Raw genomic sequence first — 26,613 nt, forward strand, 5'->3', positions numbered from 1 at the left:
TACGTCTTGTAGAAATTGGGGCGTGCTTCCCGCTCCCTGGTCGATCGTGCTGACCCTGCTGTTCTGCGGCACGGCGGCGTACGCCCTGCTGCAACTGGTCCGGCTCGCGTCCCGGCCGCGCGCGGAGGGACCCGGTGGGCAGGTGGTCGAGCTGAACCATCTGGTGATGAGCGTGCTGATGGTGGCGATGGTCTGGTGGATGCCCGGCGGCCTCGGTACCGCGGTGCAGGTGGCCGCGCTCGGACTGTTCGGGCTGGCGCTGCTGCGTCACGCCACCCGGCCGGAGCTGGCCCGCGGCACCCGGATCGCGATGGCCGCCCATCTGATCGGCAATGTCGCGATGATCTGGATGCTGGTCGCGATGCCCTGGCTGATGGGCCACGGCACGGCCACCACCGACCCCGCCGCGGCGGGCCAGCATGCCGGCCACGGGGGCGGTGCGGAGCCCGCGCCGGGCGGTGCGATGCCGCCGATGGAGATGCCGATGGGTACGCCCGGTTGGATGACCGTGGTCACCCTGGTGCTGGCGGGCCTGCTGGTGCTGACCGCGATCGGTTGGCTGGTGCACCGGCACCGGGCCCGCGAACTGCGCGCCGGTGATGACTGGTCGCACCGGATCTGTCACGCGGCGATGACCGGCGGGATGGCCGCGATGCTGGTGGTCATGCGGTGAGCGTCGTCGATCCCGATCAGACCAGCCGAGCCGCCGACACCCCCACCACCCGCACCGCGGATCGCTGGTGGCTGGCCGGTTTCCGGCCGCTGCTGCTGCGGTTGCACTTCTATGTCGGCCTGTTCGTCGGGCCGTTCCTGCTGGTCGCGGCGGTGACCGGGCTGCTCTACACGATCGCCCCGCAGCTGGAGTCGTCGGTGCACGCAGAGCAGCTCCGGGTACCGGCGGTGGGCACCCGTGCCGTGCCGCTGGCCGATCAGGTGACGGCGGCGCAGGCCGCGGTGCCGGAGGGCACCCTGAAGTCGGTCCGGCCGCCGAGCAGCGCCGACGGCACCACCCGGGTGGTGTTCGCCAGCCCCGAGACGGCGGAGGGCTACACCCGGACCGCGTTCATCGACCCCTACACCGGCCGGTCGCGCGGGGTGTTGGACACCTATGGCGAGTGGTTGCCGGTCCGCGCCTGGCTGGACGATCTGCACCGCAACCTGCACCTCGGCGAACCCGGCCGGATCTACAGCGAGCTGGCCGCGAGCTGGCTGTGGGTGCTGGCGCTCAGCGGCCTGCTGCTCTGGTGGGCGCGGGCCCGGAAGGCACGCCGGGATGCCGGCGGACCGGGCCGGTTGCGCCGCCTGCTGATGCCGCGCGGTGGGAAGGGCCGGGGCCGCCTGCTCAGCTGGCACGGCAGCATCGGCGTCTGGGCGCTGCTCGGCATGTTGTTCCTCTCCGCGACCGGGATGACCTGGTCGACCTATGCCGGTGCCACCGTCAGCGAGGTGCGCAGTGCCCTCAGCTGGCAGGCACCGTCGGTGACCAAGGGGTTGCCGAGCACCGCCGCACCGGTCGCGGCCGAGGATCAGCCGGCCGCCGTGCAGCGGGTGCTGACCGCGGCCCGTACCGCCGGCCTGGACGGCCCGGTGGAGGTGAGCGTCCCGAGCTCCGGCGCAGCCTGGAAGGTCAGCCAGACCAAGCGTTCCTGGCCGGTCGCGCAGGATTCGATGGCGGTCGATCCGCAGTCGGGGACCGTGCTGAATCGGATCGACTTCGCCGATTGGCCGGTGATGGCCCAGCTCGCCAATCTGGCCATCGACACCCACATGGGGCTGCTCTTCGGCGTGCCGAACCAGATCGCGCTGGCACTGATCGCGGTCGGCATCATCGCCGCGGTGCTGATCGGGTACCGGATGTGGTGGCTGCGCCGCCCGACCCGCGGCACCGGGGCACGCCTGCCCGGACCACCGGGGGCGGGCCGGGCACCGAGCCGGATCGCGCTGGTCACGATGGTGCTGGTGGCGATCGCGGTGGGGGTGGCGTTCCCGGTGCTCGGCGGTTCGCTGCTGCTGTTCTGCGGGATCGACGCCGTCTGGCAGGCGACCCGGAGAGCTGGCCCGACCGGGTCGTAGGGTGGCGCCCGTGCCATCCTTCCGATCCCTCGGCCGGCGGCTGCTCGGGGCCGCCGCGGTGGCACTGCTGCTCGCCCAGGGCGCGCAACCGGCGTACGCCGCCGACGGCGAGGGCGAACCCTTCGACGCCACCCTCTGCGGTGACTTCGTCCCCAACGACCCGAGCCAGGTGGAGAACGCGCACTGGGCCACCCAGCGGCTGCAGGTCGAGCGGGTGAACCAGTTGGCGACCGGCAAGGGGGTCCGGATCGCGGTGATCGACACCGGGGTGGACACCTCCCGCAATCCCGAGCTGCAGCGCGAGGGCCGGCCGGTGGTCAGCCAGGCGTACAACTTCGCCGGTTACGACAAGTCCAAGGGCTCGGGCAGTGAACGCAGGGCGGACTGCGCGCACGGCACCCGGGTCACCTCGCTGATCGTCGGGCGCCCGGACGGCAAGGGTTTCAGCGGGCTCGCCCCCGATGCGGAGGTGATCTCGCTGCGGGCGCTGCAGCAGACCGCCGGCAGTGTCGGTACGCCGGGTCAGCAGCAGGAGTCCGAACCGCTGCAGCCGACGATCAATGCGGTCCGCAAGGCGATCGAGCTGCGCGTGGACATCATCAACATTTCCCAGCAGGGCAGCGATTCCTACGAATACCGGCAGGCGATCAATGAGGCGATCGGGGCCGGGATCGTGGTGGTGGCGGCCTCCGGCAACCGGGGCGGGGAGCCCAGACCGCCGTATCCGGCGAGCTATCGCGATGTGATCGCGGTCGGGATGAGCGACATCAACGACCAGCCGCATCCGCAGTCACAGTTCAACCCGGATCTGCATGTGGCCGTCGGGGCGCCGGGGGTGAAGGTGCTCGCGGCGAACCCGTCCGGGCCGCAGGGCCAGTCCTGGGAGATGGTGGACGGCACCTCCTATGCCGCGCCGCTGGTGTCGGCGACGGTCGCGCTGATGCTGGAGCGCGATCCCGGTCTGAAACCGGCCGAGGTGAAGCGGCGGTTGCAGGCCAGCGCCGACCCGCCGGCTGCGACCGCACCGGACAAGCAGCTCGGCTTCGGGATCGTGAACCCCTACCGGGCGCTCACCGACGTCGACTTCGGTACGCCGGGGCCGACTCCCCCGCCGGTCGCCGGCCGCGCCCCCGATCCGACGAAGGCCGCGAGCACCACCGGCGGCGGGAAGCTGGCGGTCGCGCTCGGCCTGGCCGCCCTGGTCGGGGTCGGGCTGGCCACCGCCCTGTTCGCGGCCTATCCCTCGGGCAAACGGCGCGGCTGGAAGGCCTGACCCGCATCGGCGCTGCTCCTCAGCGCACCACCGTGAGCCCCGCGCGGATCAGGATCTCCCGGATCCGGTCGATCTCCGCATCGGTCAGCGGGCTCAGCGGTGCGAAGGTGCGGGGCGAGTCGAGCACGCCGCGCAGCCACATCGCTGCCTTGAAGGCGCCGAGGGCGCCGGCGGTGAAACCGATCCGGGATCGGTCGGCGACATCGATGATCGCGAACAACGCGATCAGCCGCTCCTGTTCGGCGGCCGCGGCGGCCGGGTCACCGGCCTCGACGGCGCGGAGGATCGCGGGGTAACCGTTCGGGTCGACATTGCCCAGGCCGGGTACGATGCCGCTCGCACCGAGCTGGACGGCGACATCGGCGAAGACCTCGGAGCCGGTCAAGGCGGTGACCCCGGTCCCCCGCAGCGCCGCGAGCGCACGGCGGAAGCCGGCCAGGTCACCACTGGAGTCCTTGAAGGCCGCGATCGTACCCTGCTGTGCGAGTCGGGCCAGGGCCGCGAGCGGCAGCGGTGAATGGGTGGCGGCGGGGATGTCGTAGGCGACCACCGGCACCTCCACCGCGGCGGCGATGAGCTCGTAGTGTCGGACCACCTCGGCCACCCCGGGTGCGATGTAGAACGGCGGGGCCGCGACCACCGCCGCGGCCCCGGCCGCGACGGCCGCGACCGCGTGGTCGATGACGCGCAGCGTGCCGGTGTCCATCGCGCCCGCGATCACCGGGGCCCGACCGGCGGCCGCCGCGACGGCGACCTCGACCACCCGGCGGCGTACCGCATCGGGTTGCAGGGCGACCTCACCGGTCGATCCGCCGACGAACACCGCCCGGGCGCCGGCGCCGAGCTGCTCGTCGACGACCCGGCCGAGCGCGTCCTCATCGAGCTCGCCGGTGTCGGTCAGCGGGGTGACCAGCGGGGTCACCACACCGCGCAGTGCCTCGGTCATCGGGCGCCCTCCTGCAGGGCCGGGGCATCGGACTCGACGCGCAGCGCCTTGCCGATCCGGGCCGGGACGTTGAAGCCGACGAACACCGCGACCACGATCGTGAACGCGATCGCCAGCACCATCAGCGCGGTCCCCAGGCCGCCGAAGCGCTGGGCCAGGGTGGCGCCGATGACCGGGGCCAGTGCCCCGCCGAGGGCGCCGATGTTGTAGGTCAGACCCAGGCCGGCCGCACGCAGCCGGGTCGGGAAATGGTCGGTGATGAACTTCGGCAGCAGCCCGGAGATGCCCTGGCTGGTGAACTGCAGCGCGAACAGCAGCACCGAGAGCAGCACGAAGCTCGAACCGCCGATCAGGAACACCGGTGCGATCACCAGCAGCGAGACCAGCAGCCCGGTGAGGTACGCCCGACGGGTGCCGATCCGGTCGCCGAGCATGCCGGCCGCGACCGAACCGGCCGCGTACCCGAGCCCGGCCCAGAGCAGCACCGTCGAGACGGCGGCCGGGTTGTAGCCGAGGTCGGTCTTCAGATAGGTGGGCAGCAGCGACTGGATCGGCCAGGAGTAGAGGAAGGCCGCGAACACCGTGACCACCAGGGCGACCGTCATCGGCCAGAGCCGGCCGGCCATCTGCACCAGGTAGGCGATGAAGCCCGCACCGACGATGATCGCGAGCAGCCAGGTGGCGGGCCCGGCGGCCTTGGAGAAGACCAGCACCAGGCAGACGGCGATGACGATGCCGATGACGGTGTTCAGCAGGGCGCGCTGCCGGGTGCCGAACAGGATCTGGAAGGTGGTCGCCTCGGCCCGCTCCCCGACCTCGCGCTGCCATTCCGCGGCCTCGGGCAGCGAGCGGCGCATGACCAGTGCGAGCACGACCGGCAGGATGCCGATGTAGAACATCCAGCGCCAGCCGAGCGAGGGCACGATCACCGCGTACAGCAGGCTGGCGACGACCACACCGACCGGGTACGCCGAGAGCAGCATGCCGGAGGCGCGGTTGCGCAGTGCCTGCGGCCAGGACTCCATCGCGAAGGTGGCACTGGATCCGTATTCGCCGGCCATCCCGATGCCGACCAGCGCCCGGAAGGCGAACATCGACCAGTAACCCCAGGCGAAACCGCAGAGCAGGCTGCCGACGGCGAAGCACCAGATGCTGATGATCATCGCCGGCTTGCGGCCGAACCGGTCGCCGATCGCGCCGAGCACCAGGCCGCCGAACCAGCGGGAGACGAAGGCCGCGCTGACCAGGGTGGCCGCGGTCGGCAGGTCGAGCTGGAATTCCTCGGCGATCTCGGTGAGCACCAGGGTGATCAGGATGAAGTCGAATCCATCGAGGAAATAACCGAGCCAGGCGGCGAAGAAGGACCGCCACTGCTGGGGTTGCAGCGAGCGCAGACCGCTCTGCTGGGTTGGCGTCGTTGCCACGTGAGCTCCCGTCGTCCATCGCGGGGTCGGGCCCCGCCTCCCGTACGCCCCCCGAAGATAGGACGTCCCATGTCCTATGACGGTAACCCCGTTGCTGGGTGAACCGCAACCATCAGGCGCGGCCGAGCCGCTCCCGGATGTCGGCGAAGTGCGTCGCGACGGCCCGCTGGGTGGCCCCGACATCCTGCTGCCGGACGGCCGCCAGGATTCCCGCGTGCCAGCCGGCGGCGGCCACCGGGGTGTATCTGGCACCGGGCAGTTGGGCCTCGACATCGCCGAACACCCGCCAGAACACGCGCAGCAGATCGGTCACCAGCGCATTCCCCAGCGGGGCGTACAGGGTCTCGTGGAATCGCCAGTCGAGCTCGGGGAAATAGTCACCGGCCGCCGCCGCGCGCTGCATGCCCTGCACGATCTCCTCGAGGGCCGCCAACTGGGCGTCGTCGACGGCCGCCACCACCCGGGCCGCGAGCCCCACCTCGAGCGCCTCCCGGACATCGAGCAGATCCCGCAGTTCCCCGAGCCCGGCGCGCAGCGACATCGCGGCCCGGAAATGCAGCCCGCGTTCCAGCGCGGTGAGGCCGGCGTTGCCGACGAAGGTGCCGTAACCGTGGCGGACCTCGACGATGCCGAGCGCCTGCAGCGCCTTCAGCCCTTCGCGCAGCACGTTGCGGCCGACGCCGAACTCGCGCATCAACTCCTGCTCGGTGGGCAGCGGGTCACCGGGCCCCAGGCCGTGCTCGACGATGTAGTCGGTCAGCAGCGAGCGCACCTGCTCCTGCAGCAGGGGCCGCGCGGTGCGGCGGTCGGCACTCACACGCTCAGCCTAGCCGCGACCCCGCGCCCCTCCCTCACGTTCCCTGAGCGAGGAGCGCCGCGACGAGTCGACGGGACCGTGGCTTCGTCTCGCTCGTGCTACCAGCCCTCCGGCCCGGCCGAGCCGGCGGCGTACTCCTCCAGCGGCACCTTGCCCGCCGCCCAGGCGTTCAGCACCGGCTCGACGATCCGCCAGCACTCGACCGCGGCGTCGCCGCGGACGGTGAGCAGCTGGCTGCCGTCGAAGATCTGGGCCAGGATCTCCCCGTAGGGCAGCAGATCGGCCGGCGCGAGGGTGACGGTCAGCGTCTTCTGCTCCAGATCGAAGGGATCGCCCTCGGCGTTCATCGTCAGGCTCAGCGACACCTCACCGGACTTGAGGTCGAGCACCAGGGTGTCGGCGCCGGTGGTGTCGTCGATGAACCCGTCCGGCAGATGGGCCACATCGCGGAAGGTCACGATGATCTTCTTGCAGGGCGTGCCCAGCGCCTTGCCGCTGCGCAGCACGAACGGCACCCCGGCCCAGCGGTTGTTCTCGATCGCGACGGTGACCTGCGCGAGCGTCTCGGTCTCGCGGGTGGGATCGACGCCGTCCTCCTTGGCGTAGTCGGGGAGCTTGCGTCGGCCGATGCTGCCGGCGGTGTAGCGGGCCCGGCGCGAGGACCGCTTCGGCGAGTTCCCCCACAGCCTGGTGGCGCGCAGCACCTGCGCCTTCTGGTCGCTCAGCTCCTGATCGTCCAGGACCGCGATCGACTCCAGGGCGAACATCGCCATCACCTGCAGCAGGTGGCTCTGGATCATGTCGCGCAGCGCACCGGCGCCGTCGTAGTAGCCCGCCCGCCCCTCCAGCGCCAGATCCTCGTCGTAGACGATCTCCACCCGTTCGATGTGGGTGCCGTTCCAGACCGGTTGCAGCAGCCGGTTGGCGAACCGCAGCCCGATCAGGTTGAGCACGGTCGCGCGGCCGAGGAAGTGGTCGAGCCGGAAGACCTGCTCCTCGGGCACCACCTGGTGCAGCAGGGTGTTGAACGCCTCCGCACTCGCGCGATCCACCCCGAAGGGCTTCTCCAGGGCGAGCCTGGTGACCGCGGGGAGGTCGATGTCGCGGAGCAGTTCGCAGACCTTCATCGAGATCTGCGGCGGCAGCGCGAAGAAGATCACCAGCGGGCCGTCGCCGCACCGGCCGATCAGGTCCGCGAGCGCGGCCGGGTCGAGCAGGTCGGTCTGCACGTACGCCGTGCGCCGGGTCACCGCGGTGGTCACCCGGGCCGGCGCATCGGTGCTGGCGAAGGAATCCTTGACGCGGTCCTTCCACTGCGCGGCGCTGAGATCGGCGCGGTCGGCCCCGGTGACGCGGATGTCCCGGTCACGCTCGGCGGTGAGCAGGCTGGCCAGCCCGGGGAGCAGCAGCCGATGGGTGAGGTCACCGGCCGCACCGAGGATCAGCAGGGTCGCCGACTTCGTGGTGTCCGCGTTCTGGACGGTCTTCTTCTTCGCCTTGGTACCGGTCGCCATGGCGGCAGTTTTCCATGCCGGTCGGAACGCCCATCGAGTAGGCCGCCATGCGGAGCGAAGCGGAGCAATGGCCGGCCGACCCGGACGTTCATCGAGTAGGCCGCCATGCGGAGCGAAGCGGAGCAATGGCGGCCGACCCGGACGTTCATCGAGTAGGCCGCCATGCGGAGCGAAGCGGAGCAATGGCGGCCGTGTCGAGATGAACCACCACAATCGGTTGGACCGCACGACGCGCCGGCAGCTGAAACCCCCTTACCGTGCGTGAAACCCCTGCTGCAGTGGGGGTTTCACGCACGGTAAGGGGGTTTCACGACTGGGCGTCGAGGATGGAACCGGGTGGCTTCGACTCGCTCGTTCCTCGCTCGCTCAGCCGGCGTAGGCGCGTGCGGTTCATCTCGACACGTGGCCCCGGCTCCGCTGGCGCTCCGCCGGGTCCACTACTCGATGAACGGTCAGTCGAAGACGGGGGCGGGGGTGTTCACCGTCTGGATGAGCACCTTGCCGCCGCGGGTGACGAAGGTGCCGCGGCCCGGGGGCAGCGGGAACGGGCGGACGTCGGCGAGCAGCTGGCCCTCGTCCTTGGTACCGGACATGATCAGACCCGGGGACTGGCCGTCCTTCATCCGGGCGATCAGCGCGTCACTGAAGGCCGCCCGGCCGGCACCGCCCATACCGCGGGCGATGATGATGTGCAGGCCGATGTCGGAGGCCTGGGAGACCAGGTCGGCGAACGGCTGCAGCGGATTGTTCATCGAGGTGGCCACCAGGTCGTAGTCGTCGACCACCACGAAGATCTCCATGCCCTGCCACCAGGACCGGTTCCGCAGCTCCTCCTGGGAGACATCCGGGCCGGGCAGGCGTACCCGCACCGCCTCGGCGAGATGCTTCGACATGTCGGTCGCCGCCTGCGAGGAGGCGCAGTAGCTGATCAGGTAGTCATCGGGCACCAGCCCCAGATGCTGGCGCCGATAGTCGAGCAGCAGGATTTTGGCGTCCTCGGAGCTGTACCGGGTGGTGATGCCCTCCAGGATCGTGCGGATCAGCGTCGACTTGCCGCACTCGGGTGCACCGAAGGCGACCAGATGCGGTTCGGAGGCCGGGTCGAACCAGACCGGTGCCAGCTCCAGCTCGTCGACCCCGATCGGGAACGCCCGCTCGGTCTCGTCGCGGCCGATGCCGGGCAGCTGGGCCGGGGTGAGGTCGTCGGGCAGCATCCGCACCTCGGCGGCCTTCGGCCCGCGCCAGGCGGCGTCGATCTGCTGCACCGCGGCACGTACGCCGTCGGAAAGTTCTTCCACATCAGGGTTTCCGTCGATCCGCGGCAGCGCGGCCAGCGAGTGCAGACCGTCGCGGGACAGGCCCCGGCCGGGCCGACCCTCGGGCACGTTCGCTGCCAGTTTGCGGTTGATCTCGGACTCGAAGTTGTCACCGAGCTTGAGCTCGATCCGACTCTGCAGCAGGTCGCGGATGTTCATCCGGAACTCCGACCACTTGGCGCCCGAGAGCATCACATGGATGCCGAAGCTCAGGCCGCGATGCGCCAGCTGGGTGATCGTGGACTCCAGGTCCTCGAACTCCTGACGCAGCGTGATCCAGCCGTCGACGACCAGAAAAACGTCACTGGGGAAGCGATCGGGGGGAATGCTGCCCTGGGCTCGGCCCCGCCGGTACGCCTGCATCGACTCGACGCCGAGCTCACCGAACTGGGTCTCCCGCGCCGACAGCAACGAGGTCAGCTCGGCCACCGTCCGCTTCACCCGGTCCACATCCAACCGGCCACAGACCGAACCGACGTGCGGCAATCCGCGCAGCGAGGCGAGCGCACCGCCGCCGAAGTCCAGGCAGTAGAAACCGACCTCGGCCGGGGTGTGCTGCAGCGCCATCGACATCACCGTCGAACGCAGTACCGTCGACTTGCCGGTCTGCGGGCCACCGACCACACCCAGGTGGCCACCGCCACCGGCGAGGTCGATCCACATCGGATCGCGTCGCTGCTGCCGGGGCCGGTCGATCAACCCCATCGGCGCCTGCAACCGCCCGTACATCCGCGAGTCCCCGGTCGTCAGCCCACGCCCCTCGACCTCGACCAGCCGGCCCCCATCGCCGAAGCTGGAGGCGTACAACTCATCGAGGGTGGGCGGCACGTCCAGCGGCGGCAGCCACACCTTGTGCGCCGGCCAGCCCTGCCCGCGGAGCCGGCCGACGACGACGCTGAGCAGGGTCTCCTCATCGTCCTCGTCGTCCTCGGCGGCGACCGGGGCGGGTTCGGGTTCGGCGGCCAGATCCGGTGGCGGCGCGGTCTCCTCCATCCGGGCCGCCCGGGCCGGCAGCAGTTCGGGCTCCGGCGGACGCGGCACCTCGACCGCGCGCGGAGTGAACTCCAGCACCGGCGGGATCCAGGTATCGCTCGGTTCCTCTTCGTCGGCGGCGTCGATCAGGCTGTCCCCGGCGCGACTGCGGACCGGGGCGACACTGCCCTGCCAGGGACCGGACACGTAGGCCGCCTTGAACTGCACCATGTTGGTGGTGTCGTATTTCAGATAGCCGTTGCCGGGGGCGCTGGGCAGCTCGTAGGCATCCGGTACGCCGATCACCGTCCGCGATTCCTGCGGGGAGAAGGTGCGCAGCGCGATCCGGTAGGAGAGGAAGGTGTCCAGCCCGCGGAGCTTGGACTCCTCCAGTCGCTGCGAGGCGAGCAGCAGGTGTACGCCGATCGAGCGGCCGATCCGGCCGATCTGGATGAACAGGTCGATGAACTCCGGCCGTGCGGTGAGCAGCTCGGAGAACTCGTCGACGACGATGAACAGGCTCGGCATCGGCGGGATGTCGGCCCCGTCGAGGCGGGCTTGGTCGTATTCCTCGCGGTTCTTGATGTCGCGGTTCTTCAACTGGGCATTGGTCTGCGAGAGCACCTCCATCCGGCGGTCCAGCTCACCGCCGATGGCGTCCTGCATCCGGTCGACCAGGGTCAGCTCGCCCTCCAGGTTGGTGATCACCGCCGAGACGTGCGGCAGCTCCTCCAGCCCGGCGAAGGTGGCGCCACCCTTGAAGTCGACGAGCACATAGTTGAGCTGGTCCGGCGGATGGGTCATCGACAGCCCGAGCACCAGGGTGCGCAGGAACTCCGACTTGCCCGAACCGGTCGCGCCGATGCACAGGCCGTGCGGGCCCATGCCGGACATCGCGGCCTCCTTGATGTCCAGCTCGACCGGCTGACCGCTGGTGCCGTTGCCGATCGGCACCCGCAGCCGCTGGTGCAGCGGGCGCTGTTTCCAGACCCGTGAGGTGTCCAGCATGGCCGGGTCGCCGACCCCGACCATCGACGGGTAATCCTTCGGTGCTTCGAAAACGGGCGCATCGGCGATGTCCCCGGTGTCCTCGACGACCGCGCCGATCGGCATCCGGAACGGGGCCAGGGCGCGGGCCAGCAGCTCGGCGTGCACCATCGCGGTCTGATCGGCCGGGCCGATCTCGCTGGTCTGCAACCGGTTGCCGCGGCGCAGGTGCGCGTGCAGCTGCCCCTCGCGCACCTCCACCGCCATCGTGCCCGGCTCGATCCGCCGCGGCGCCTCCCGGACCCGGGACACCTCCAGGGTGGTCGCGGTCGTTCCGGGCGCGGTGAACTGGCCGGCGTTCACCCCGTCGACACCGTCGGTGACGACCACGATGTGGCGCAGCGTGTCATCGCTCAGCGACCCGGCGGCCCCCTCGGCGAGCTGGGTCAGCTCGGCGGCACTGCTGGCGAACAGCCGGACCGCCCCCGCGCCGTCGTTGCGATCCGGGTGCTGGGCGTGCGGCAGCCACTTCACCCAGTCCCAGTGCCGCTGGTTCTCCGGGGCGATGCAGAACAGGATCCGGAACTCGGTCGGCGCATGCCAGGCGGCCATCTGGGAGACCATCGCGTACGCCAATCGGCGCGCGCCGTCCTCCTCGCCGATCAGCTGCACCATCCGGTAGGAGGGCAGATCCAGCGAGATCGGCATCGAGGTGACCCGGCGGTGGGTGTTCATGAACCGGCGCAGCGCACCGACGGTGAGCGGCTCCAGATCCTCCACCGGCTTGGATTCCGGCGGGGTGATCCGCTGGGCGAAGTTCTGCTGGCCGAGCCCGATCCGGATCGAGCCGAAGTCGCCGTCCTCGGGGCGGCGCTCCCACATCCGCCGGGTGCCGGCGATGGTCCACAGGTTCTCCGGGTCGGGATGGATCCACAGGGTCGAGCGGCGCTGCTCGGCGGCGGTACCGCGGATCCGCTTGCGCATCTGACCCAGATAGCGGAAGTAGTCGCGCCGCGCCGCGTCGAGCTGCTGGGCCTGGTCGTCGTTGCCGCGGCCGGTCTGGCTGAGCATCATGCCGAGCATCGAGATGCCGTACATGCCACCCATCACCGCACCGAGCGGCCCGCGGGCCCCGGCGGTGGAGGTCATCATCATCGCCATCGCGCCGGCACCGGCGAGCATCGGCAGCATCCGCAGCACCATTCCCCAGTTGGCACCGGTGGACGGCGGCGGGATCTCCGGCGGGGACTCCAGCAGCAGGTCCCCGCGCGGCATCGCGGGACCGCTCGGGCGCTTCGGCCGGTTGAAGGTGACGGTCGCCATGGTGGTTCGCAGACTAGTCGGAACAGGGGCCGAAAGATCAGTCGACTGGTTCTCGAATCATCTGTCGAGTGCCTGTGACTCGCTTATTGAATGGGCCTTTCAACCACTACTCTCACGCTCGTGAGCACAGCAACCGACGAAGCCGCCGAGGAGGTCGCCCGGGTCACGGTGATCTCACCGACCCGGCGGATCGACCTGGCGCTGCCCGCGGGCACCACCCTGGGTGAGTTGATGCCCAACATCGTCCGGTTCTCCGGCTACGAGGGCGGCGGTGCCCAGGAGGCCGTGCAGTCGTGGGTGCTGCAGCGCTTCGGTGAGGACCCGCTCGATGCCGATCGGCCGATCGGCGAACTGGAACTGCGCGACGGCGAGACGCTGCATCTGCGGCACCGGGAGGCGACGCTGCCCGATGCCGCCTTCGACGACGTGGTGGACGCGGTCGCCACCGCGACCGGCACCCAGCCGCGGTGGAGCGACAACGACTCCCGAAAGTTCACCCTGGTCTTCGTGGCGCTGCTGGCGGTGCTGCTGCCCGGCTTCGCGGTCGCCGCGAGCCCCGGCTGGATGGTCGCCGTCGCGGTGCTGGTGCTGGCGCTGGCCTGCGGGTTCACCGCGGTGCTGCTGGCGCGGGCCTTCGGCTTGACCGCGGTCGCGGGGACGCTGGCCTGGGTGGCGGTGGCGCTGGCCGGGATCGGCGGGTTCGCGGTGCTGCCGGGTACGCCGATGCTGCCGCGGGGCGATATGAGCGTGCAGGTGCTGCTGGCCGCGGCGCTGATCCTGGCGATGGCCGGGGCGATGGCGTTGGGCACCCAGGTGACGGCGTACCCGCTGCTCGGGGTGAGCTGTGCCGCGGTCGTGGTGGTGCTGGCGGCGATGGCCGCGGTGCTGCTGCCGAACCGGCAGCTGCATGCCGCGGCGGTGGCGCTGGCGATCGTGATGGCGGCGACCTCGATGCTGCCGATGCTGGCCTTCCGGGTGGCCGGGGTGGCGATGCCGAATCTGCCCTCGACCGCCGAAGCGCTGATGGCCGATCGGCAGCCGGTGCAGCACGACATCGTCTCCCGGGCGATCGCCGCGGACCGGTTCCTGACCGCGTTCCTGGTCGGTACCGGGTTGGCGGCAGCGGTGCTGTCGGTGCCGGTGCTGGTGCTCGGTACCGGGTGGGCACCGACGGTGCTGGTGCTGGTCTGCGCGCTGGCGCTGCTGCTGCGCGCGCGGGCCTTCGTCGGCCGGACCGCGCGGCTGGCGCTGCTGGCCGCCGGCACCCTGATGGCGCTCGGCGCGGCCATCGACGGGCTCGCCGGTCTGGAATCGCCGATGTCCCGGGCACTGGCCGGGTTGCTGATCGTCGCGCTCGGCGTCTGGTTCGGCAGCCAGTACGCCGCCACCGGCTGGAACCGGGTGCTGTCCCCGGTCTGGGGCCGCTGGGGTGACATCTTCGAGTGGCTCGCGGTGATCGCGATCCTGCCGCTGCTGCTCGCCGTCCTCGATCTCTACTCCTGGGCGTACGGGCTGGGCGGCTGAGCCCCCGACGGATGGCCACGGCCCCCGGGGCCGAGTCCGGCGGTACGATGACGAGTCGCCGGGCCAATCAACAGGTATGGGCCAACAGCTATGGGCCAACGGGTATGGGGCGTGATCCAGCAGACAGGACGACCGTGACGGCAGCCAATCAGCGACGACGATCGCCGAGCATCCGCGACGTCGCGCGCGAGGCCGGGGTGTCACGGCAGACCGTCTCCCGGGTGATCAACAACCATCCGAGTCTGCGCCCCGAGACCCGCGACCGGGTGCTGCAGGTCATCGAGCAGATGCGCTACCGGCCGAACGCGGTGGCCCGGGCGCTGGGTCGCAACAGCTCGCACGTCATCGGCGTACTCGCCCTGCAGCGCACCCAGTACGGCCCGATCGCCGCCATCCAGGCGATCGAGGAGGCCGCCGTCGCCTACGGGTTCGTCTCGTTCACGGTCCCGCTGACCGACACCTCCTCCGACATGATCCGCGAGGGCCTGGAGTTCCTGGTCTCCCAGCAGGTCGCCGGCATCGTGGTGATCGCCCCGCAGCGGCCGGTGCTGAAGGAGGTCACCCAACTGGAGTTGGACATCCCCTATGTGCTGTTGCACTCGCGCGTCGACGACGAGACCGATCTGGAGATCTTCGCCGACCAGCGCCACGGTGCCCGGCTGGCGGTGGCCCATCTGGCGGACCAGGGTCATCGGCGGATCGCCCACCTGGCCGGACCCGCCGACTGGATGGAGGCCGAGGCGCGGTTGCACGGCTATCGGGACGAGCTGACCGCGCGGGGTCTCGATCCGTTGCCCGTGGTGCACGGCGACTGGTCGTCCGCGAGCGGCGCCGCCCGGGCGGATCCGATCGTGGCGAGCGGCGCCACCGCCGTGTTCTGCTCCAACGACCAGATGGCGCTCGGGTTGATCCATGCGGTCCGCCTCCGCAACCTGTCGGTCCCCGAGGACGTGAGCGTCGTCGGCTTCGACGACATCCCGGAGGCGGCATACTTCGCCCCACCGCTGACCACCGTCCGGCAGGACTTCGCCTCGATGGGCCGGCGCTGTGTGGCGCGGCTGATCACCCCGCCACCGGGCGCACCGATGGCCGCCACCCGCCTCGACATCACCCCCGCCAGCACCGTCGCGCTGGTGGTCCGCGAGTCGGTTCACAACATCACGAGTCGGTGACGGCCCCACCGATCGTGGCCGAATCCCTTGACTGACGAATCCCCGTCATGCCTATGATGTGACCGGTCCCATGAGGCCTGACTTCAAGCCGGACGCCGTCCGCAGACCGCTCGATGCCGAGGGGGAGCAGGAGCGGCGCCGAAGTGTCAGGTCCCGGCCGTACCGAGCAGGCAACGAGGCCCGCCGGAAGGAAAGGATGAGTTGTGGACAGAAGGACTTTCCTGGGAACGACCTCCCTGGTTGCGCTCGGACTGGGCCTCACCGCATGCTCGGGTGAGCGCGCGGGAATGGCGAGCGGGTCAGCGGCACCGGGTGACAACAAGGGTGCCCTGGTCGGCGTCGCGATGCCGACGAAGACCTCGGAACGCTGGATCGATGACGGCAACAACATCCAGGCGAAGCTGGAGGCCCTCGGTTACAAGGTCGATCTGCAGTACGCGAACGACAAGGTCCCCGATCAGCAGCAGCAGTTGGAGTCGATGATCAACAAGGGCGCGAAGGCGCTGATCATCGCATCGATCGACGGCACGGCCCTCACCCAGCAGCTGGCCTCGGCGGCCCAGTCGGGGGTCAAGATCATCGCCTACGACCGGTTGATCAACGGCACCCCGAACGTCGACTACTACGTCACCTTCGACAACCAGAAGGTCGGCGTGCAGCAGGGCACCTCACTGCTCGTCGGCCTCGGGCTCCTCGACGCCGACGGCAAGGAGACCGGCAAGACCGGGCCGTTGAACATCGAGTACTTCGGCGGATCGCCGGACGACAACAACGCCCAGTACTTCTGGCAGGGTGCGATGAGCGTCATCAAGCCGTTCGTCGACAAGGGTGTGCTGAAGGTGGTCTCGGGGCAGACCGAGTTCAGCCAGTGCGCGATCCAGCAATGGAAGCAGGAGACCGCGCAGGCCCGGATGGAGACCATCCTCAACGGCTTCTACGCCCAGGGCACGAAGCTCGACGGGGTGCTCTCCCCCTACGACGGCCTCTCCCGGGGCGTCCTGAACGCCACCAAGGCCGCCGGCATCCCGAACCCGATCGTCACCGGACAGGACGCCGAGAAGCCCTCGGACAAGCTGATCCTCGACGGCGTCCAGTATTCGACGATCTTCAAGGACACCAGGAAACTCGGCGACACCGCGGCGCAGATGGTCGACGCCGTGCTGAACGGGCGGACCCCCGAGACCAACGACACCACCACCTACAACAACAAGGTGAAGGTCGTCCCGGCCTACCTGCACCAGTCGGTGATCATCACCAAGGACAACCTGGTCAAGGAGATCGTCGATTCCGGTTACTACACCAAGGAAGAAGTCGAGAAGGGTCAGTGACCCCTCGGCCCGACCGAGAGCCGCCGTCGCGGGCGGGGCAGCAACCGGCCCTGCCCGCTCCGGCTCCCGACTCCGGCTCCAACTCCGACTGGGAGAACGATGACAGCTCAGCACATCCTGCAGATGCGGGACATCACGAAGACGTTCTCGGGGGTGGTCGCCCTGAAGAATGTGAACCTGACCGTCCAACGCGGTGAGGTGCACGCGATCTGCGGTGAGAACGGGGCCGGGAAGTCCACCCTGATGAAGGTCCTCTCCGGGGTGTACCGCCACGGCAGCTACACCGGGGAGATCGAGCTCGACGGAAAGCCGGCCGAGTTCGGCGGCATCCGCGACTCCGAACGCGACGGCATCGTCATCATCCACCAGGAACTCGCGTTGAGCCCGTACCTGTCGATCGCCGAGAACATCTTCCTGGGCAACGAACGCCGCAATCGGATCGGCCTGGTGGACTGGAACGCCACCAACATCGAGGCGGCCCGGCTCATCCAGCGGGTCGGCCTGCGGGAGAACCCGGCCACCAAGATCCTCGACATCGGGGTCGGCAAGCAGCAGCTGGTGGAGATCGCCAAGGCGCTGTCGAAGGACGTCCGGATCCTGATCCTGGACGAGCCGACCGCCGCACTCAACGACGAGGACTCCGCACACCTGCTCGACCTGATCCGCGGCCTCCGGGACGAGGGTGTCACCTGCATCATCATCAGCCACAAGCTCAACGAGATCCGTGCGATCGCCGACCGGGTGACGATCCTCCGCGACGGGCAGACGATCGAGACGCTGCAGAACGACGCCGAGCTCACCGAGGACCGGATCATCCGCGGGATGGTCGGCCGGGCCCTGGAGAACCGCTTCCCCGCCCGGGAGAGCAATCCGGGTGAGGAGGCGCTGCGGATCGAGAACTGGACCGTGCACCATCCCCTGGAGACCAGCCGGATCGTGGTCAATCACGCGTCGCTGAATGTCCGGGCCGGTGAGGTGGTCGGCATCGCCGGTCTGATGGGTGCCGGACGCACCGAGCTGGCGATGAGCGTGTTCGGGCATTCCTACGGTCACAACATTTCCGGGGATCTGTTCGTCAACGGCAGACCGGTGCGGGCGAGGAGCGTACGCCAGGCCATCGATGCCGGTCTCGCGTACGCCACCGAGGATCGCAAGGTCTATGGACTCAACCTCATCCAGTCGATCCGCACCAACATCTCTGCCGCCTCCCTGGACAAGCTGTCGCGGCTCGGTTGGGTCGATGCGAACAACGAACAGATCGTGGCCAACGACTATCTGCGGAAGATGCGGATCAAGGCTCCCAATGTGGATGCGATCGTGGGCAAGCTGTCCGGCGGCAACCAGCAGAAGGTCGTGCTGTCGAAGTGGATGTATTCCGACCCCGATGTGCTGATCCTCGATGAACCGACCCGCGGCATCGACGTGGGTGCGAAATACGAGATCTACACCATCATCAACGAGCTGGCCGCCGCCGGGAAGGCGGTGCTGATGATCTCCAGCGAGTTGCCCGAGCTCCTCGGCACCTGTGATCGCATCTACGCCATGTCCGCCGGCCGGATCACCGGCGAGCTGCCCGTCGCCGAGGCCACCCAGGAACGACTCATGCAGTACATGACCCGAGAGAAGGAAGAAGCGCGTGAGCACATCGACCACTGAGGCGCCCCAGACCCCGGCGCCCGAGACCAGCCACGGTGTCGGCGCGTTCCTGGCGAGCCGGCTCCGGCAGGTGGGCCTGATCATCGCCCTGGCGGTGATCATCCTCCTCTTCCAGGTGCTGACCGACGGCAATCTGCTCACCCCGCGGAACGTCACCAGCATCATCAACCAGAACGCCTACGTGCTGATCCTCGCCATCGGGATGGTGATGATCATCATCGCCGGGCACATCGACCTCTCGGTGGGCTCGGTGGTCGCCTTCGTCGGTGCGATGAGCGGCATCTTCATCGTGAAGATGGGCATGCCGTGGTGGCTGGGTGTCGTCCTCTCCCTGGCCATCGGGGCGCTGATCGGTGCCTGGCAGGGGTTCTGGGTCGCCTATGTGGGCATTCCGGCGTTCATCGTCACCCTGGCCGGGATGCTGACCTTCCGCGGCCTCACCCAGATGGTGCTGCAGAACGTCCCGATCACCCCCTTCCCCGCCGAGTACACCGCGATCGGCTCGGGGTTCCTGCCCGATCTGACGGGCGGGCAATCGGTGTTCGAGATACTCACCCTGATCCTCGGGGCCGTCGCGACCATCGCGCTGGTCGCCAGCCAGGTCAACGAACGCCGCAAACGGGTCCGCCTCAACCTGGAGAGCGATCCGATCCAGTGGTTCGTCCTCAAGCTGGTCGTCATCTGCGCCTTCCTGGTCGGGCTGACCTTCGTGCTGGCCAGCTACCAGGGCACCCCGATCGTGCTGGTGATCCTGGCGGCGCTCATCCTCATCTACTCCACGGTGATGTCGAACAGCGTCTTCGGCCGCAATGTCTATGCCCGCGGTGGAAATCTGTTGGCGGCGCAGTTGTCGGGTGTGAACACCAAGAAGGTCGACTTCCTGCTGTTCGTGAACATGGGTGTGCTCGCCGGCATCGCCGGCATCGCGTTCACCGCGCGCACCAACTCGGCCCTGCCGAACGCCGGCAGTGGCTTCGAACTCGATGCGATCGCCGCGGTGTTCATCGGTGGTGCGGCGGTGACCGGTGGTGTCGGAACGGTGACCGGCGCGATGATCGGCGGCCTCACCATGGGCGTGCTGAACAGCGGCATGTCCCTGCTCGGGCTCGGCAGCGAGGTCCAGTCCTTCATCAAGGGCTTCGTGCTGCTGCTGGCGGTCGCCTTCGACATCTTCAACAAGCGCCGCGGAGCCAACGCCTAGGCGAGTGGTGCGGTGCTGGCCCGGATCCGCAGTTCGGGGGCGATCAGCCGGCGCGCCGGCTGATCGCCCCCGATCTGCGCGACCAGGGTCTCCAGGCAGGCGGACGCGAGCTCGTCGAAGGGCTGGCGAACCGTGGTCAGCGCCGGGGAGAAGAAGGCAGAGCCGGGCATGTCGTCGTAACCGACGACGCTCACCCGGTCCGGCACCCCGATGCCCCGTTCCCGGAGCGCCGCGATGAGACCGAGAGCGATCAGGTCGTTGCCGCAGACCACCGCGTCGGGCAGACCGGAGCGGGCGAGCTGCTCGCCGAGGGCGTGACCGCGGGCGGCGGTCCAGTCCCCCTCGAGCAGCGGCCCGTCCAGACCGGCGTCCGCCATCGCCGAACGCCAGCCGCGGATCCGGGACCGGGCGTCGAACCAGTCCACCGGCCCGGCGAGATGGGCGATCCGGCGATGACCGAGCTCGATCAGATGCTGGGTGGCGGCCCGGGCGCCGGCCGCGTGATCGACCGCGACCACACTGGGCTGCTCCGCGGACTCCCCCACATCGGCCACCACGATCATCGGGATCGCGGGCACGAGGTCCAACAGGGGTGCGGCCATCGCCTCGCGTCCCACGATCGCGACGATGCCGTCGACCCCGCGGGCCGCGAACGAATCGACCAGGGACACCGGCTCCTCGGGGTCGTCCTCACCGACGATGCCCACCAGGGTGGCGTACCCGTGCCGCCGGGCGGCGGCCTCCACCGCACTCAGCGTGCTGGCCGGACCGAGCAGCGGGGAGCCGCCCGACAGCACCCCGATCAGACCGGAGCGGTGGGTGGCCAGGGCCCGCGCCGACAGATTGCGCCGATAGCCCAGCTGGTCCACCGCGGCGAGCACCCGATCCCGGGTCGCGGCACGGACGCTGTCGGCCTCGTTGAAGACCCGGGAGACCGTCTGGTGCGAGACCCCGGCCAACGCGGCCACATCCATCATGCTCGGCGGTCGGGTCCGCCCGCCGGATCGTTCGCTCACCCTTGACCTCCTCGACAGCTCCACCCGGACGAGGTGGCGCGGCGCCATTCCAGCACGCCGCCGTTCCTCGCCGTCGCCGGTGGCTCAGATCTCGATGACGGTCTTGAGACCTGCCCGCCGGGCGGCGAAGTCGAACCCGGCGGCGGCATCGGCCAGCGGGAACCGGTCGCTGACCAGCGAGTCCAGGTCGACGTGCCCGCGCTGCACGGCGGTGACCGCGCGGGCGTACACGTCTTTCATCCGGCGTACGCAGACCAGGGTGAGTCCCTTGCGGCGCGCGAGCGAGGCCGTGAAGGTGGTCCGGTCCTCATCGGGGATCCCGACCAGGGCGACCCGTCCGCCGCCGCGGGCCAGCTGCATCGAGAGCTCGACCGCCTCGGGTCCCCCGTGCACCTCGAAGACCACCTCGCAGGAGGCGGGCGGTTGTTCCCGGGCCTGGTCGGGGGTCAGCACCCGATCCGCGCCATAGCGCTCGGCCGCCGCCCGCCGGTGTGCCAGTGGTTCCACCGCCCACACCTCCCGTGCCCCCAGGGACACGGCCAGTTGGACCAGCAGCAGGCCGATCGGGCCGCAGCCGACGACCGCGACCCGGTCCGCCAGCCGCACGTGCCCCAGATCCCAGGCGTGGATGGCCACCCCCAGTGGTTCCAGCACCGAGGCGGCCACCGGGTCGATCCCCTCCGGCATCGGGTGGAGCCGGTCGGTCGGCCAGAGCAGTTCCTCCTGCAGCCCGCCGTCGAAACCGCCGTGCCCGGCGAAGTCCTGGTGCTCGCACAGGTTGGGATTCCCCTCGCGGCAGTGCTCGCACCGATCACAGGGGATGGACGGATCGATCGCGACGACCTGGCCGGCGTAGGGACCGTCGAGGGCCACCCCACCCATCTCGTGACCGGGCACGACGGGCTGGTCGAGACGGGCGTCGCCGATCCCGCCCTCGGCGTACCAGTGCAGATCCGAGCCACACAACCCGACCGCACCGACCGCGATCCGGGTCCACCCCGGACGCGACTCGGGCGCCGGCTCCTCGGTGAGCCGCAGATCACCGGGGGCGTGCAACTGCGCGGCGCGCACCTCAGGCCCCTCGGGTGAGGCGACGGTAGGCGTGCTCCCAGCGCAGCGCGTCGGCGAAGCCGCGAGTGGTGGTCCGGTCGTCGATGACGGCCAGCTCGATGTCGACCATGTCCGCCAGCGCCTCCCAGACGTCGAGACCGACGGCGCTGCTGAGCACCGTGTGATGGGCCGCGCCGGCGGTGATCCAGCATTCCGCCGAGGTCGCGAAGTCCGGTTTCGGCTCCCAGACGGCGTGGGCCACCGGAAGGTTGGGCAGCGGGGCGTCCGCGGCGACCAGGTCGACCACATTGGCGGTCAGCCGGAGCCGCTCGCCGAGGTCGGCCATGGCGACCACGATGCCCGGGCCCGGATCGGCCTCGAAGACCAACCGGACCGGGTCCTCGCGGTTGCCGATGCTCAACGGGTGGACCTCCAGCCGCGGCCGCGCGGTGGTCAGCGAGGGACAGATCTCCAGCATGTGCGCGCCGAGGATCTTCTCCCGACCGGGCGTCAGTTCATAGCTGTAGTCCTCCATCAGCGAGGCGCCACCCGGCAGACCATGGCCCATCACCTTGGCCACCCGGACCAGGATCGCGGTCTTCCAGTCGCCCTCGGCGCCGAACCCGTATCCGTCGGCCATCAACCGCTGCACGGCCAGGCCGGGCAGCTGTCGGAGCCCGCCCAGGTCCTCGAAGTTGGTGGTGAAGGCCCCGAAACCACCGCCGTCGAGGAAGGACCGCAGGCCCAGCTCGATCCGCGCGGCGACCCGCAGCGAGTCCCGCCGATCCCCGTCGGGGCCCAGTTCCGGCGCCACCTCGTAGTCCCGGTCGTACTGTGCGCAGAGGGCGTCCACCTCGGCGTCCGGAACCGCGTCGACCGCCTCGACGAGTTCGTTGACCGCCCAGGAGTTCACCGAGACGCCGAGTTTGAACTCGACCTCGGTCTTGTCCCCCTCGGTGACCGCGACATTGCGCATGTTGTCACCGAAGCGCGCGAGTCGCAGGCCGCGGAGTTCGGCGGCTCCCGCGGCGGCCCGGGCCCAGGCGCCGACCCTGGCACGGGTCCGGGGGTCGCTGACGTGGCCGACGACCACCGTGCGGCGGGTACCCAACCGGGCCCCGAGATACCCGAACTCGCGGTCCCCGTGGGCGGCCTGGTTGAGGTTCATGTAGTCCATGTCGATGGTGGCCCAGGGCAGCTCCACCGCGGCCTGCGTGTGCAGGTGCAGCAGCGGTTTGGCCAGGGCAGCCAGCCCACCGATCCACATCTTCGCCGGGGAGAAGGTGTGCATCCAGGTGATCACCCCGACGCAGGCGTCGTCACTGTTGGCATCGAGCATGGTGCGGCGGATCGCGTCCCGATCCTTCAGCGTCGGTTTCCAGACCACGCGGATCGGGATCTCCGGGGCCTCGTCGAGCTGGGCGACGATGGCCTGCGACTGCTCGGCCACCTGGCGGAGGGTGTCCTCGCCGTAGAGATCCTGCGATCCGGTGAGGAACCAGATCTCCTTGCCCTGGAACGGATTCTGCACCGGGTCAGCCTTTCTGGTTCTGGGAGTGGGTCGCGTCCTCGGCAGCCGTCGGCTGGCCATAGACGTTCTGGTAGCGGGCGTACAACCGGTCGACCGCATCGGAGTGGATCGGTTGCGGCATGCCCAGCTGGCGGGCCAGATGCACGGTCCGGGCGACCTCCTCGACCATCACGGCCGCCTTCACCGCGGCACGGGCGTCCGGTCCGATCGTGAACGGGCCGTGGTTCGCCATCAGCACCGCGGGCGATCTGCTGCCGCGCAGGGTCTCCACGATGCCCTGTCCGATGGAGTCGTCGCCGATCAGCGCGAAGGGCCCGATCGGCACGTCGCCGCCGAACTCGTCGCCCATCATCGTGAGGACGCAGGGAATGGGTTCGCCGAGCGCGGCCCAGGCGGTCGCATAGGGCGAGTGGGTGTGCACGACCCCGCCCACCTCGGGCATGTGCCGGTACACGTAGGCGTGCGCGGCGGTGTCCGAGGACGGGGTCAGTCGCTCCGGCGTACCGTCGTCGATCTTGGCGCCGTCCAGGGTGCAGACCACCATCGCCTCGCTGGCGAGTTCGTCATAGGACACCCCGGACGGCTTGATCACGAACAGATCGGTGCCCAGGACCCGTTCGGAGACGTTGCCCGCGGTCCAGACCACCAGGCCGTTGCGGGGCAGTTCGGCGTGCAGGGTGGCGACCCGCTCGCGGCAGGCCGCCACCGCGTCCCGGGTCGCCCGGTCCAGATCGCGCAACCGCGGCCGCTGGTCACTCATCGCGGGTCCTCCTGTCCTCGAGGGCCTGCTGGCGCATCTCCTTCAGGTCGTGCATGAGATCGCGGGCCTCTCGTCCGAGATGGTCATGGAGCCGGCGGTAGTGGGCGTAGAGCCTGCGGTAGGCGGCCGCGGCGTCCGGGTCGGGCCGGTACGCCGCATCGACGCGGCGGCCCATCGCCTCGGCCGCGGCCGGCACGTCCGGATAGCACCCCGCGGCCACCGCGGCGTGGATGGCCGAGCCGAGCGCGGGGCCCTGGTCGGAACCGATCACCGCGATCTCCATGTCCAGCACGTCGGCGTACACCTGCATCAGGAACCGGTTCTTCAGCAGGCCGCCGGCCGCCACGAATCGGGTCACCGGTACGCCGGAGCGGTCGAAGGCCTCGACGATCGTGCGGGTGCCGAAGGCGGTGGCCTCGATCAGGGCCCGGTACTGGTCCTCCGGTCGGGTGGCGAGGGTCTGGCCGACGATCACCCCGGACAGGGCGTGGTCGACGAGGATGGACCGGTTGCCCGAGTGCCAGTCCAGCGCCACCAGGCCGTGCTCGCCCACCTGCTGCCGCGAGGCCAGGTCGCTGAGGTGCTGGTGCACCGAGATCCCGGCGGCCTCGGCCGCCTCGGCGTAGGAGGCGGGTACGCAGTTGTCCACGAACCAGCCGAGGATGTCGCCGACCCCGGACTGGCCGGCCTCGTAACCCCAGAGACCGGCGACGATGCCACCGTCGACGACCCCGCACATGCCGTCGACCTCGCGCAGCTGGGCACCGTTCATCACGTGACAGGTGGAGGTGCCCATGATCGCGACCATCTCGCCGGGTGCGGTGGCCCGGGCGGCGGGGGCGGTGACGTGGGCGTCGACATTGCCCACCGCGACGGCGATCCCCTCCGGCAGACCGGTCCAGGCCGCGGCCTCGGCGGTCAGGGACCCGGCGCGGGCACCCAACTCGCCGATGCGGGCCCGGAGCTTCTCCTCGACGAATCCGCCGAAGCCGGGTGAGAGCGCCTCGCAGAACTCCTCGCTCGGGTACCGGCCGTCCTGGTAGATGCCCTTGTAGCCGTTGGTGCAGGCGTTCCGGACGTATTCGCCGCACAGCTGCCAGACGATCCAGTCGGCCGCCTCGACCCAGTGGTCGGTGGCCGCATAGACCTCGGGCGCCTCCTCGAAGAGCTGCAGCCCCTTGGCGAACTCCCACTCCGAGGAGATCAGTCCGCCGTAGCGCGCGAGCCACGGTTCACCGCGCTCGGCGGCCAGCGCGTTGATGCGGTCGGCGTGGGGTTGGGCGGCGTGGTGCTTCCACAGCTTCACATAGGCATGGGGGTTGTTGCGCCACTCGTCGAGATCGCTCACCGGGGTGCCGTCGGCCAGCACCGGCATCGGCGTCGATGCGGTGAAGTCGGTACCGATGCCCCGCACGCGGGCCGGGTCGACCCCGGCGGACTCGAGCGCGGCCGGAACGGCCCGGCGGAGCACCGACAGGTAGTCCTGCGGCGCCTGCAGGGCCCAGTCGGCGCCCAGCGCGCGCCCGTCCCCGGCGGTCAGCCGGTCGCTCATCACCGCGTGCTCGTAGTCGTGGACCGCGCTGCCGAGTTCCTTCCCGTCGCGCACCCGGACGACGACCGCTCGTCCGGACAGGGAGCCGAAGTCGACTCCGATCACCACCTCGTCGTGGTCCGCACCCATCCTGTGTCCTTCGCTAGGCCAAGTTGCCGCAATGTTAGCGCTCACAATTTGGCTGTCAAGACGTCCGCCGGGCAGTCGGAAGGGTTGCCGCGGGTGTTACCGGGTGGGTGACTGGGCCTTCTCCCAGCCCGATCCGGTACGCCGCAGCGCACCAGCCTGCTCGAAGGCCTCGAGCCAGCCGCGCATCGGCCAGTCACCCCAGCGGCGGTGGAAGATCCGGGCATTCACCAGGATGTCGTCGAGGTGCTGCCAGGGCGGGCTGCTGGTGGGGTGCCACTGGTGCACCGCGTCGGCGCCGCCGACCCAGACCAGGTCGATCCCGGCCACCCGGGCCAGTCGGCCGAAGTCGGTGTCCTCCCCGCCATAGCCGGCGTACTCGGTGCAGAAGCCACCCAGTTCCCGCCAGGTCTCGGCGGTGCAGGCGAAGGACAGCGACCAGAACAGGTCGTGGTCGCCGCCGTCGGCGAGCGTGCCCGCGGGCGGGTCGGGGCGGGCCGGATGCGGGGCGCGGTGGGTGACCAGCTGCTGCCAGTCGGCGCCGGCGGTCTCGGCGGGCAGGTAGCTCACCGGCCCGCAGAGCAGCGCCCGGGGCCGGGCCGCGAGGGCCCGCCGGTACGCCGGCAGCAGCCCCGGGGTGGGCAGGCAGTCGACATCGAGCAGGACCAGTTCGCGGTGCCCGTTGGCCATCGCCAGGTCCGCGGCCAGGTTCCGCGCGGCGGCCAGCGGCAATCGGCCGTCGGCGGCCGGCAGGTGGGCGTGCAGGTCCCCGCAACCGGGGTCGAACTCCGGGCCCATGGTCACCACCACGTGCCGAGCCGCTGGGGCGTACGCCCGCAGGGCGGCGGCCTGGTTGTGCAGGTGCGCCAGCCGACCCCGGGTGGCGAGGGTGAGCACGGCCGGTTCAGCCATCGGCGACCCCCGCGATCACCCCGGCGGCGCGCTCGGCGGCACCGGTCAGCTGCCAGCGGTCCCAGTCCGGGCGCAGGTCCCGGGCGCGGTGCAGCAACCCCGGCCAGTCGGGGACCGCCAGGCCAACTCCGCGCTCTACA

The 26,613-nt window shown here is 70.1% G+C and carries 19 protein-coding genes; 8 read left to right on the forward strand and 11 right to left on the reverse strand.

The window, feature by feature from the left end; genetic code table 11:
- Positions 1-22 precede the first annotated feature (22 nt).
- Genes BI335_RS10800 through BI335_RS10810 form a run of 3 tightly spaced genes read left to right on the forward strand, consistent with a single transcriptional unit; the run spans position 23 to position 3,346 of the window.
- Complete coding sequence (locus BI335_RS10800; protein WP_133625951.1) at positions 23-673, forward strand: DUF5134 domain-containing protein; 651 nt, start codon at positions 23-25, stop codon at positions 671-673.
- A complete protein-coding gene (locus tag BI335_RS10805) occupies positions 670-2,073 on the forward strand; it encodes a PepSY-associated TM helix domain-containing protein (protein WP_166646742.1) in 1,404 nt (467 codons plus the stop codon). Before BI335_RS10800 ends, BI335_RS10805 begins: the two co-directional genes overlap by 4 nt.
- 10 nt (positions 2,074-2,083) lie before the next feature.
- Positions 2,084-3,346, forward strand: a complete 1,263-nt coding sequence (locus BI335_RS10810) for a S8 family peptidase (protein WP_166646743.1) — start codon at positions 2,084-2,086, stop codon at positions 3,344-3,346.
- A gap of 19 nt (positions 3,347-3,365) precedes the next feature.
- Here the strand turns inward: BI335_RS10810 and BI335_RS10815 are convergent, their stop codons facing one another.
- The 5 genes from BI335_RS10815 to eccCa form a co-directional block, all read right to left on the reverse strand.
- Entirely contained in the window at positions 3,366-4,292 is a 927-nt protein-coding gene (locus tag BI335_RS10815; protein ID WP_094430933.1) for a dihydrodipicolinate synthase family protein, read from the reverse strand.
- Positions 4,289-5,716: a sialate:H+ symport family MFS transporter gene (locus tag BI335_RS10820; RefSeq protein WP_208109196.1), complete on the reverse strand. Its 1,428-nt coding sequence runs from the start codon at positions 5,714-5,716 to the stop codon at positions 4,289-4,291. The genes BI335_RS10815 and BI335_RS10820 overlap by 4 nt, the downstream gene beginning before the upstream one ends.
- Positions 5,717-5,828: 112 nt before the next feature.
- Positions 5,829-6,533, reverse strand: a complete 705-nt coding sequence (locus tag BI335_RS10825; protein WP_208109197.1) for a FadR/GntR family transcriptional regulator — start codon at positions 6,531-6,533, stop codon at positions 5,829-5,831.
- Between the two features lie 98 nt (positions 6,534-6,631).
- Positions 6,632-8,047, reverse strand: coding sequence for a glucose-6-phosphate dehydrogenase (locus BI335_RS10830; protein WP_094430935.1), 1,416 nt, complete (start codon positions 8,045-8,047; stop codon positions 6,632-6,634).
- Positions 8,048-8,499: 452 nt separating this feature from the next.
- Positions 8,500-12,645, reverse strand: coding sequence for a type VII secretion protein EccCa (eccCa, locus tag BI335_RS10835; protein WP_094404919.1), 4,146 nt, complete (start codon positions 12,643-12,645; stop codon positions 8,500-8,502).
- 120 nt (positions 12,646-12,765) lie between these two features.
- On the opposite strand from eccCa, the gene eccD reads away from it, so the two are divergent.
- From eccD to mmsB, 5 genes are all read left to right on the forward strand, one after another.
- Complete coding sequence (gene eccD, locus BI335_RS10840) at positions 12,766-14,169, forward strand: type VII secretion integral membrane protein EccD (RefSeq protein WP_166646744.1); 1,404 nt, start codon at positions 12,766-12,768, stop codon at positions 14,167-14,169.
- 134 nt (positions 14,170-14,303) lie between these two features.
- Positions 14,304-15,341 carry a LacI family DNA-binding transcriptional regulator gene (locus BI335_RS10845; RefSeq protein WP_229117707.1) on the forward strand — a complete coding sequence of 346 codons (1,038 nt, stop codon included), beginning with the start codon at positions 14,304-14,306 and terminating at the stop codon, positions 15,339-15,341.
- Between the two features lie 287 nt (positions 15,342-15,628).
- Positions 15,629-16,669 (forward strand): multiple monosaccharide ABC transporter substrate-binding protein, encoded by a 1,041-nt coding sequence (chvE, locus tag BI335_RS10850; protein ID WP_094404917.1) that lies wholly within the window; start codon positions 15,629-15,631, stop codon positions 16,667-16,669.
- 99 nt (positions 16,670-16,768) lie between these two features.
- Positions 16,769-18,325 (forward strand): multiple monosaccharide ABC transporter ATP-binding protein, encoded by a 1,557-nt coding sequence (gene mmsA, locus BI335_RS10855; protein WP_094404916.1) that lies wholly within the window; start codon positions 16,769-16,771, stop codon positions 18,323-18,325.
- Positions 18,306-19,526 carry a multiple monosaccharide ABC transporter permease gene (gene mmsB, locus BI335_RS10860; protein WP_094357756.1) on the forward strand — a complete coding sequence of 407 codons (1,221 nt, stop codon included), beginning with the start codon at positions 18,306-18,308 and terminating at the stop codon, positions 19,524-19,526. Before mmsA ends, mmsB begins: the two co-directional genes overlap by 20 nt.
- Here mmsB and BI335_RS10865 read toward each other — a convergent pair.
- The 6 genes from BI335_RS10865 to BI335_RS10890 all read right to left on the reverse strand — a co-directional run bounded on the left by BI335_RS10865 (position 19,523) and on the right by BI335_RS10890 (position 26,473).
- A complete protein-coding gene (locus tag BI335_RS10865; RefSeq protein WP_229117705.1) occupies positions 19,523-20,542 on the reverse strand; it encodes a LacI family DNA-binding transcriptional regulator in 1,020 nt (339 codons plus the stop codon). The two genes, mmsB and BI335_RS10865, sit on opposite strands and share 4 nt — an antisense overlap.
- An 84-nt stretch (positions 20,543-20,626) precedes the next feature.
- Complete coding sequence (locus tag BI335_RS10870) at positions 20,627-21,613, reverse strand: zinc-dependent alcohol dehydrogenase (protein ID WP_094404914.1); 987 nt, start codon at positions 21,611-21,613, stop codon at positions 20,627-20,629.
- Position 21,614: 1 nt separating this feature from the next.
- The gene (gene araA / locus BI335_RS10875) at positions 21,615-23,123 is read right to left on the reverse strand and encodes an L-arabinose isomerase (protein WP_094403260.1); all 1,509 of its coding nucleotides are present in this window, start codon (positions 23,121-23,123) and stop codon (positions 21,615-21,617) included.
- Between the two features lie 4 nt (positions 23,124-23,127).
- On the reverse strand, positions 23,128-23,883 hold the full coding sequence (locus BI335_RS10880; RefSeq protein WP_094357764.1) for an L-ribulose-5-phosphate 4-epimerase: 756 nt from the start codon (positions 23,881-23,883) through the stop codon (positions 23,128-23,130).
- Entirely contained in the window at positions 23,876-25,564 is a 1,689-nt protein-coding gene (gene araB / locus BI335_RS10885) for a ribulokinase (RefSeq protein ID WP_094357766.1), read from the reverse strand. Before araB ends, BI335_RS10880 begins: the two co-directional genes overlap by 8 nt.
- 96 nt (positions 25,565-25,660) lie before the next feature.
- On the reverse strand, positions 25,661-26,473 hold the full coding sequence (locus BI335_RS10890) for a glycosyltransferase family 2 protein (RefSeq protein WP_094404913.1): 813 nt from the start codon (positions 26,471-26,473) through the stop codon (positions 25,661-25,663).
- Between the last annotated feature and the right edge of the window lie 140 nt (positions 26,474-26,613).

Source organism: Enemella evansiae, assembly GCF_002250705.1.
In the GTDB taxonomy this organism is placed as follows: Bacteria; Actinomycetota; Actinomycetes; order Propionibacteriales; family Propionibacteriaceae; genus Enemella; species Enemella evansiae.

Bases quoted from the DNA above. Each gene is read 5' to 3' on its own strand.
- mmsA (WP_094404916.1), top strand. From the start codon at position 16,769: ATGACAGCTCAGCACATCCTGCAGATGCGGGACATCACGAAGACGTTC.
- BI335_RS10890 (WP_094404913.1), bottom strand. From the start codon at position 26,473: ATGGCTGAACCGGCCGTGCTCACCCTCGCCACCCGGGGTCGGCTGGCG.
- chvE (WP_094404917.1), top strand. From the start codon at position 15,629: ATGGCGAGCGGGTCAGCGGCACCGGGTGACAACAAGGGTGCCCTGGTC.
- BI335_RS10815 (WP_094430933.1), bottom strand. From the start codon at position 4,292: ATGACCGAGGCACTGCGCGGTGTGGTGACCCCGCTGGTCACCCCGCTG.
- BI335_RS10880 (WP_094357764.1), bottom strand. From the start codon at position 23,883: ATGAGTGACCAGCGGCCGCGGTTGCGCGATCTGGACCGGGCGACCCGG.
- araB (WP_094357766.1), bottom strand. From the start codon at position 25,564: ATGGGTGCGGACCACGACGAGGTGGTGATCGGAGTCGACTTCGGCTCC.
- BI335_RS10830 (WP_094430935.1), bottom strand. From the start codon at position 8,047: ATGGCGACCGGTACCAAGGCGAAGAAGAAGACCGTCCAGAACGCGGAC.
- eccCa (WP_094404919.1), bottom strand. From the start codon at position 12,645: ATGGCGACCGTCACCTTCAACCGGCCGAAGCGCCCGAGCGGTCCCGCG.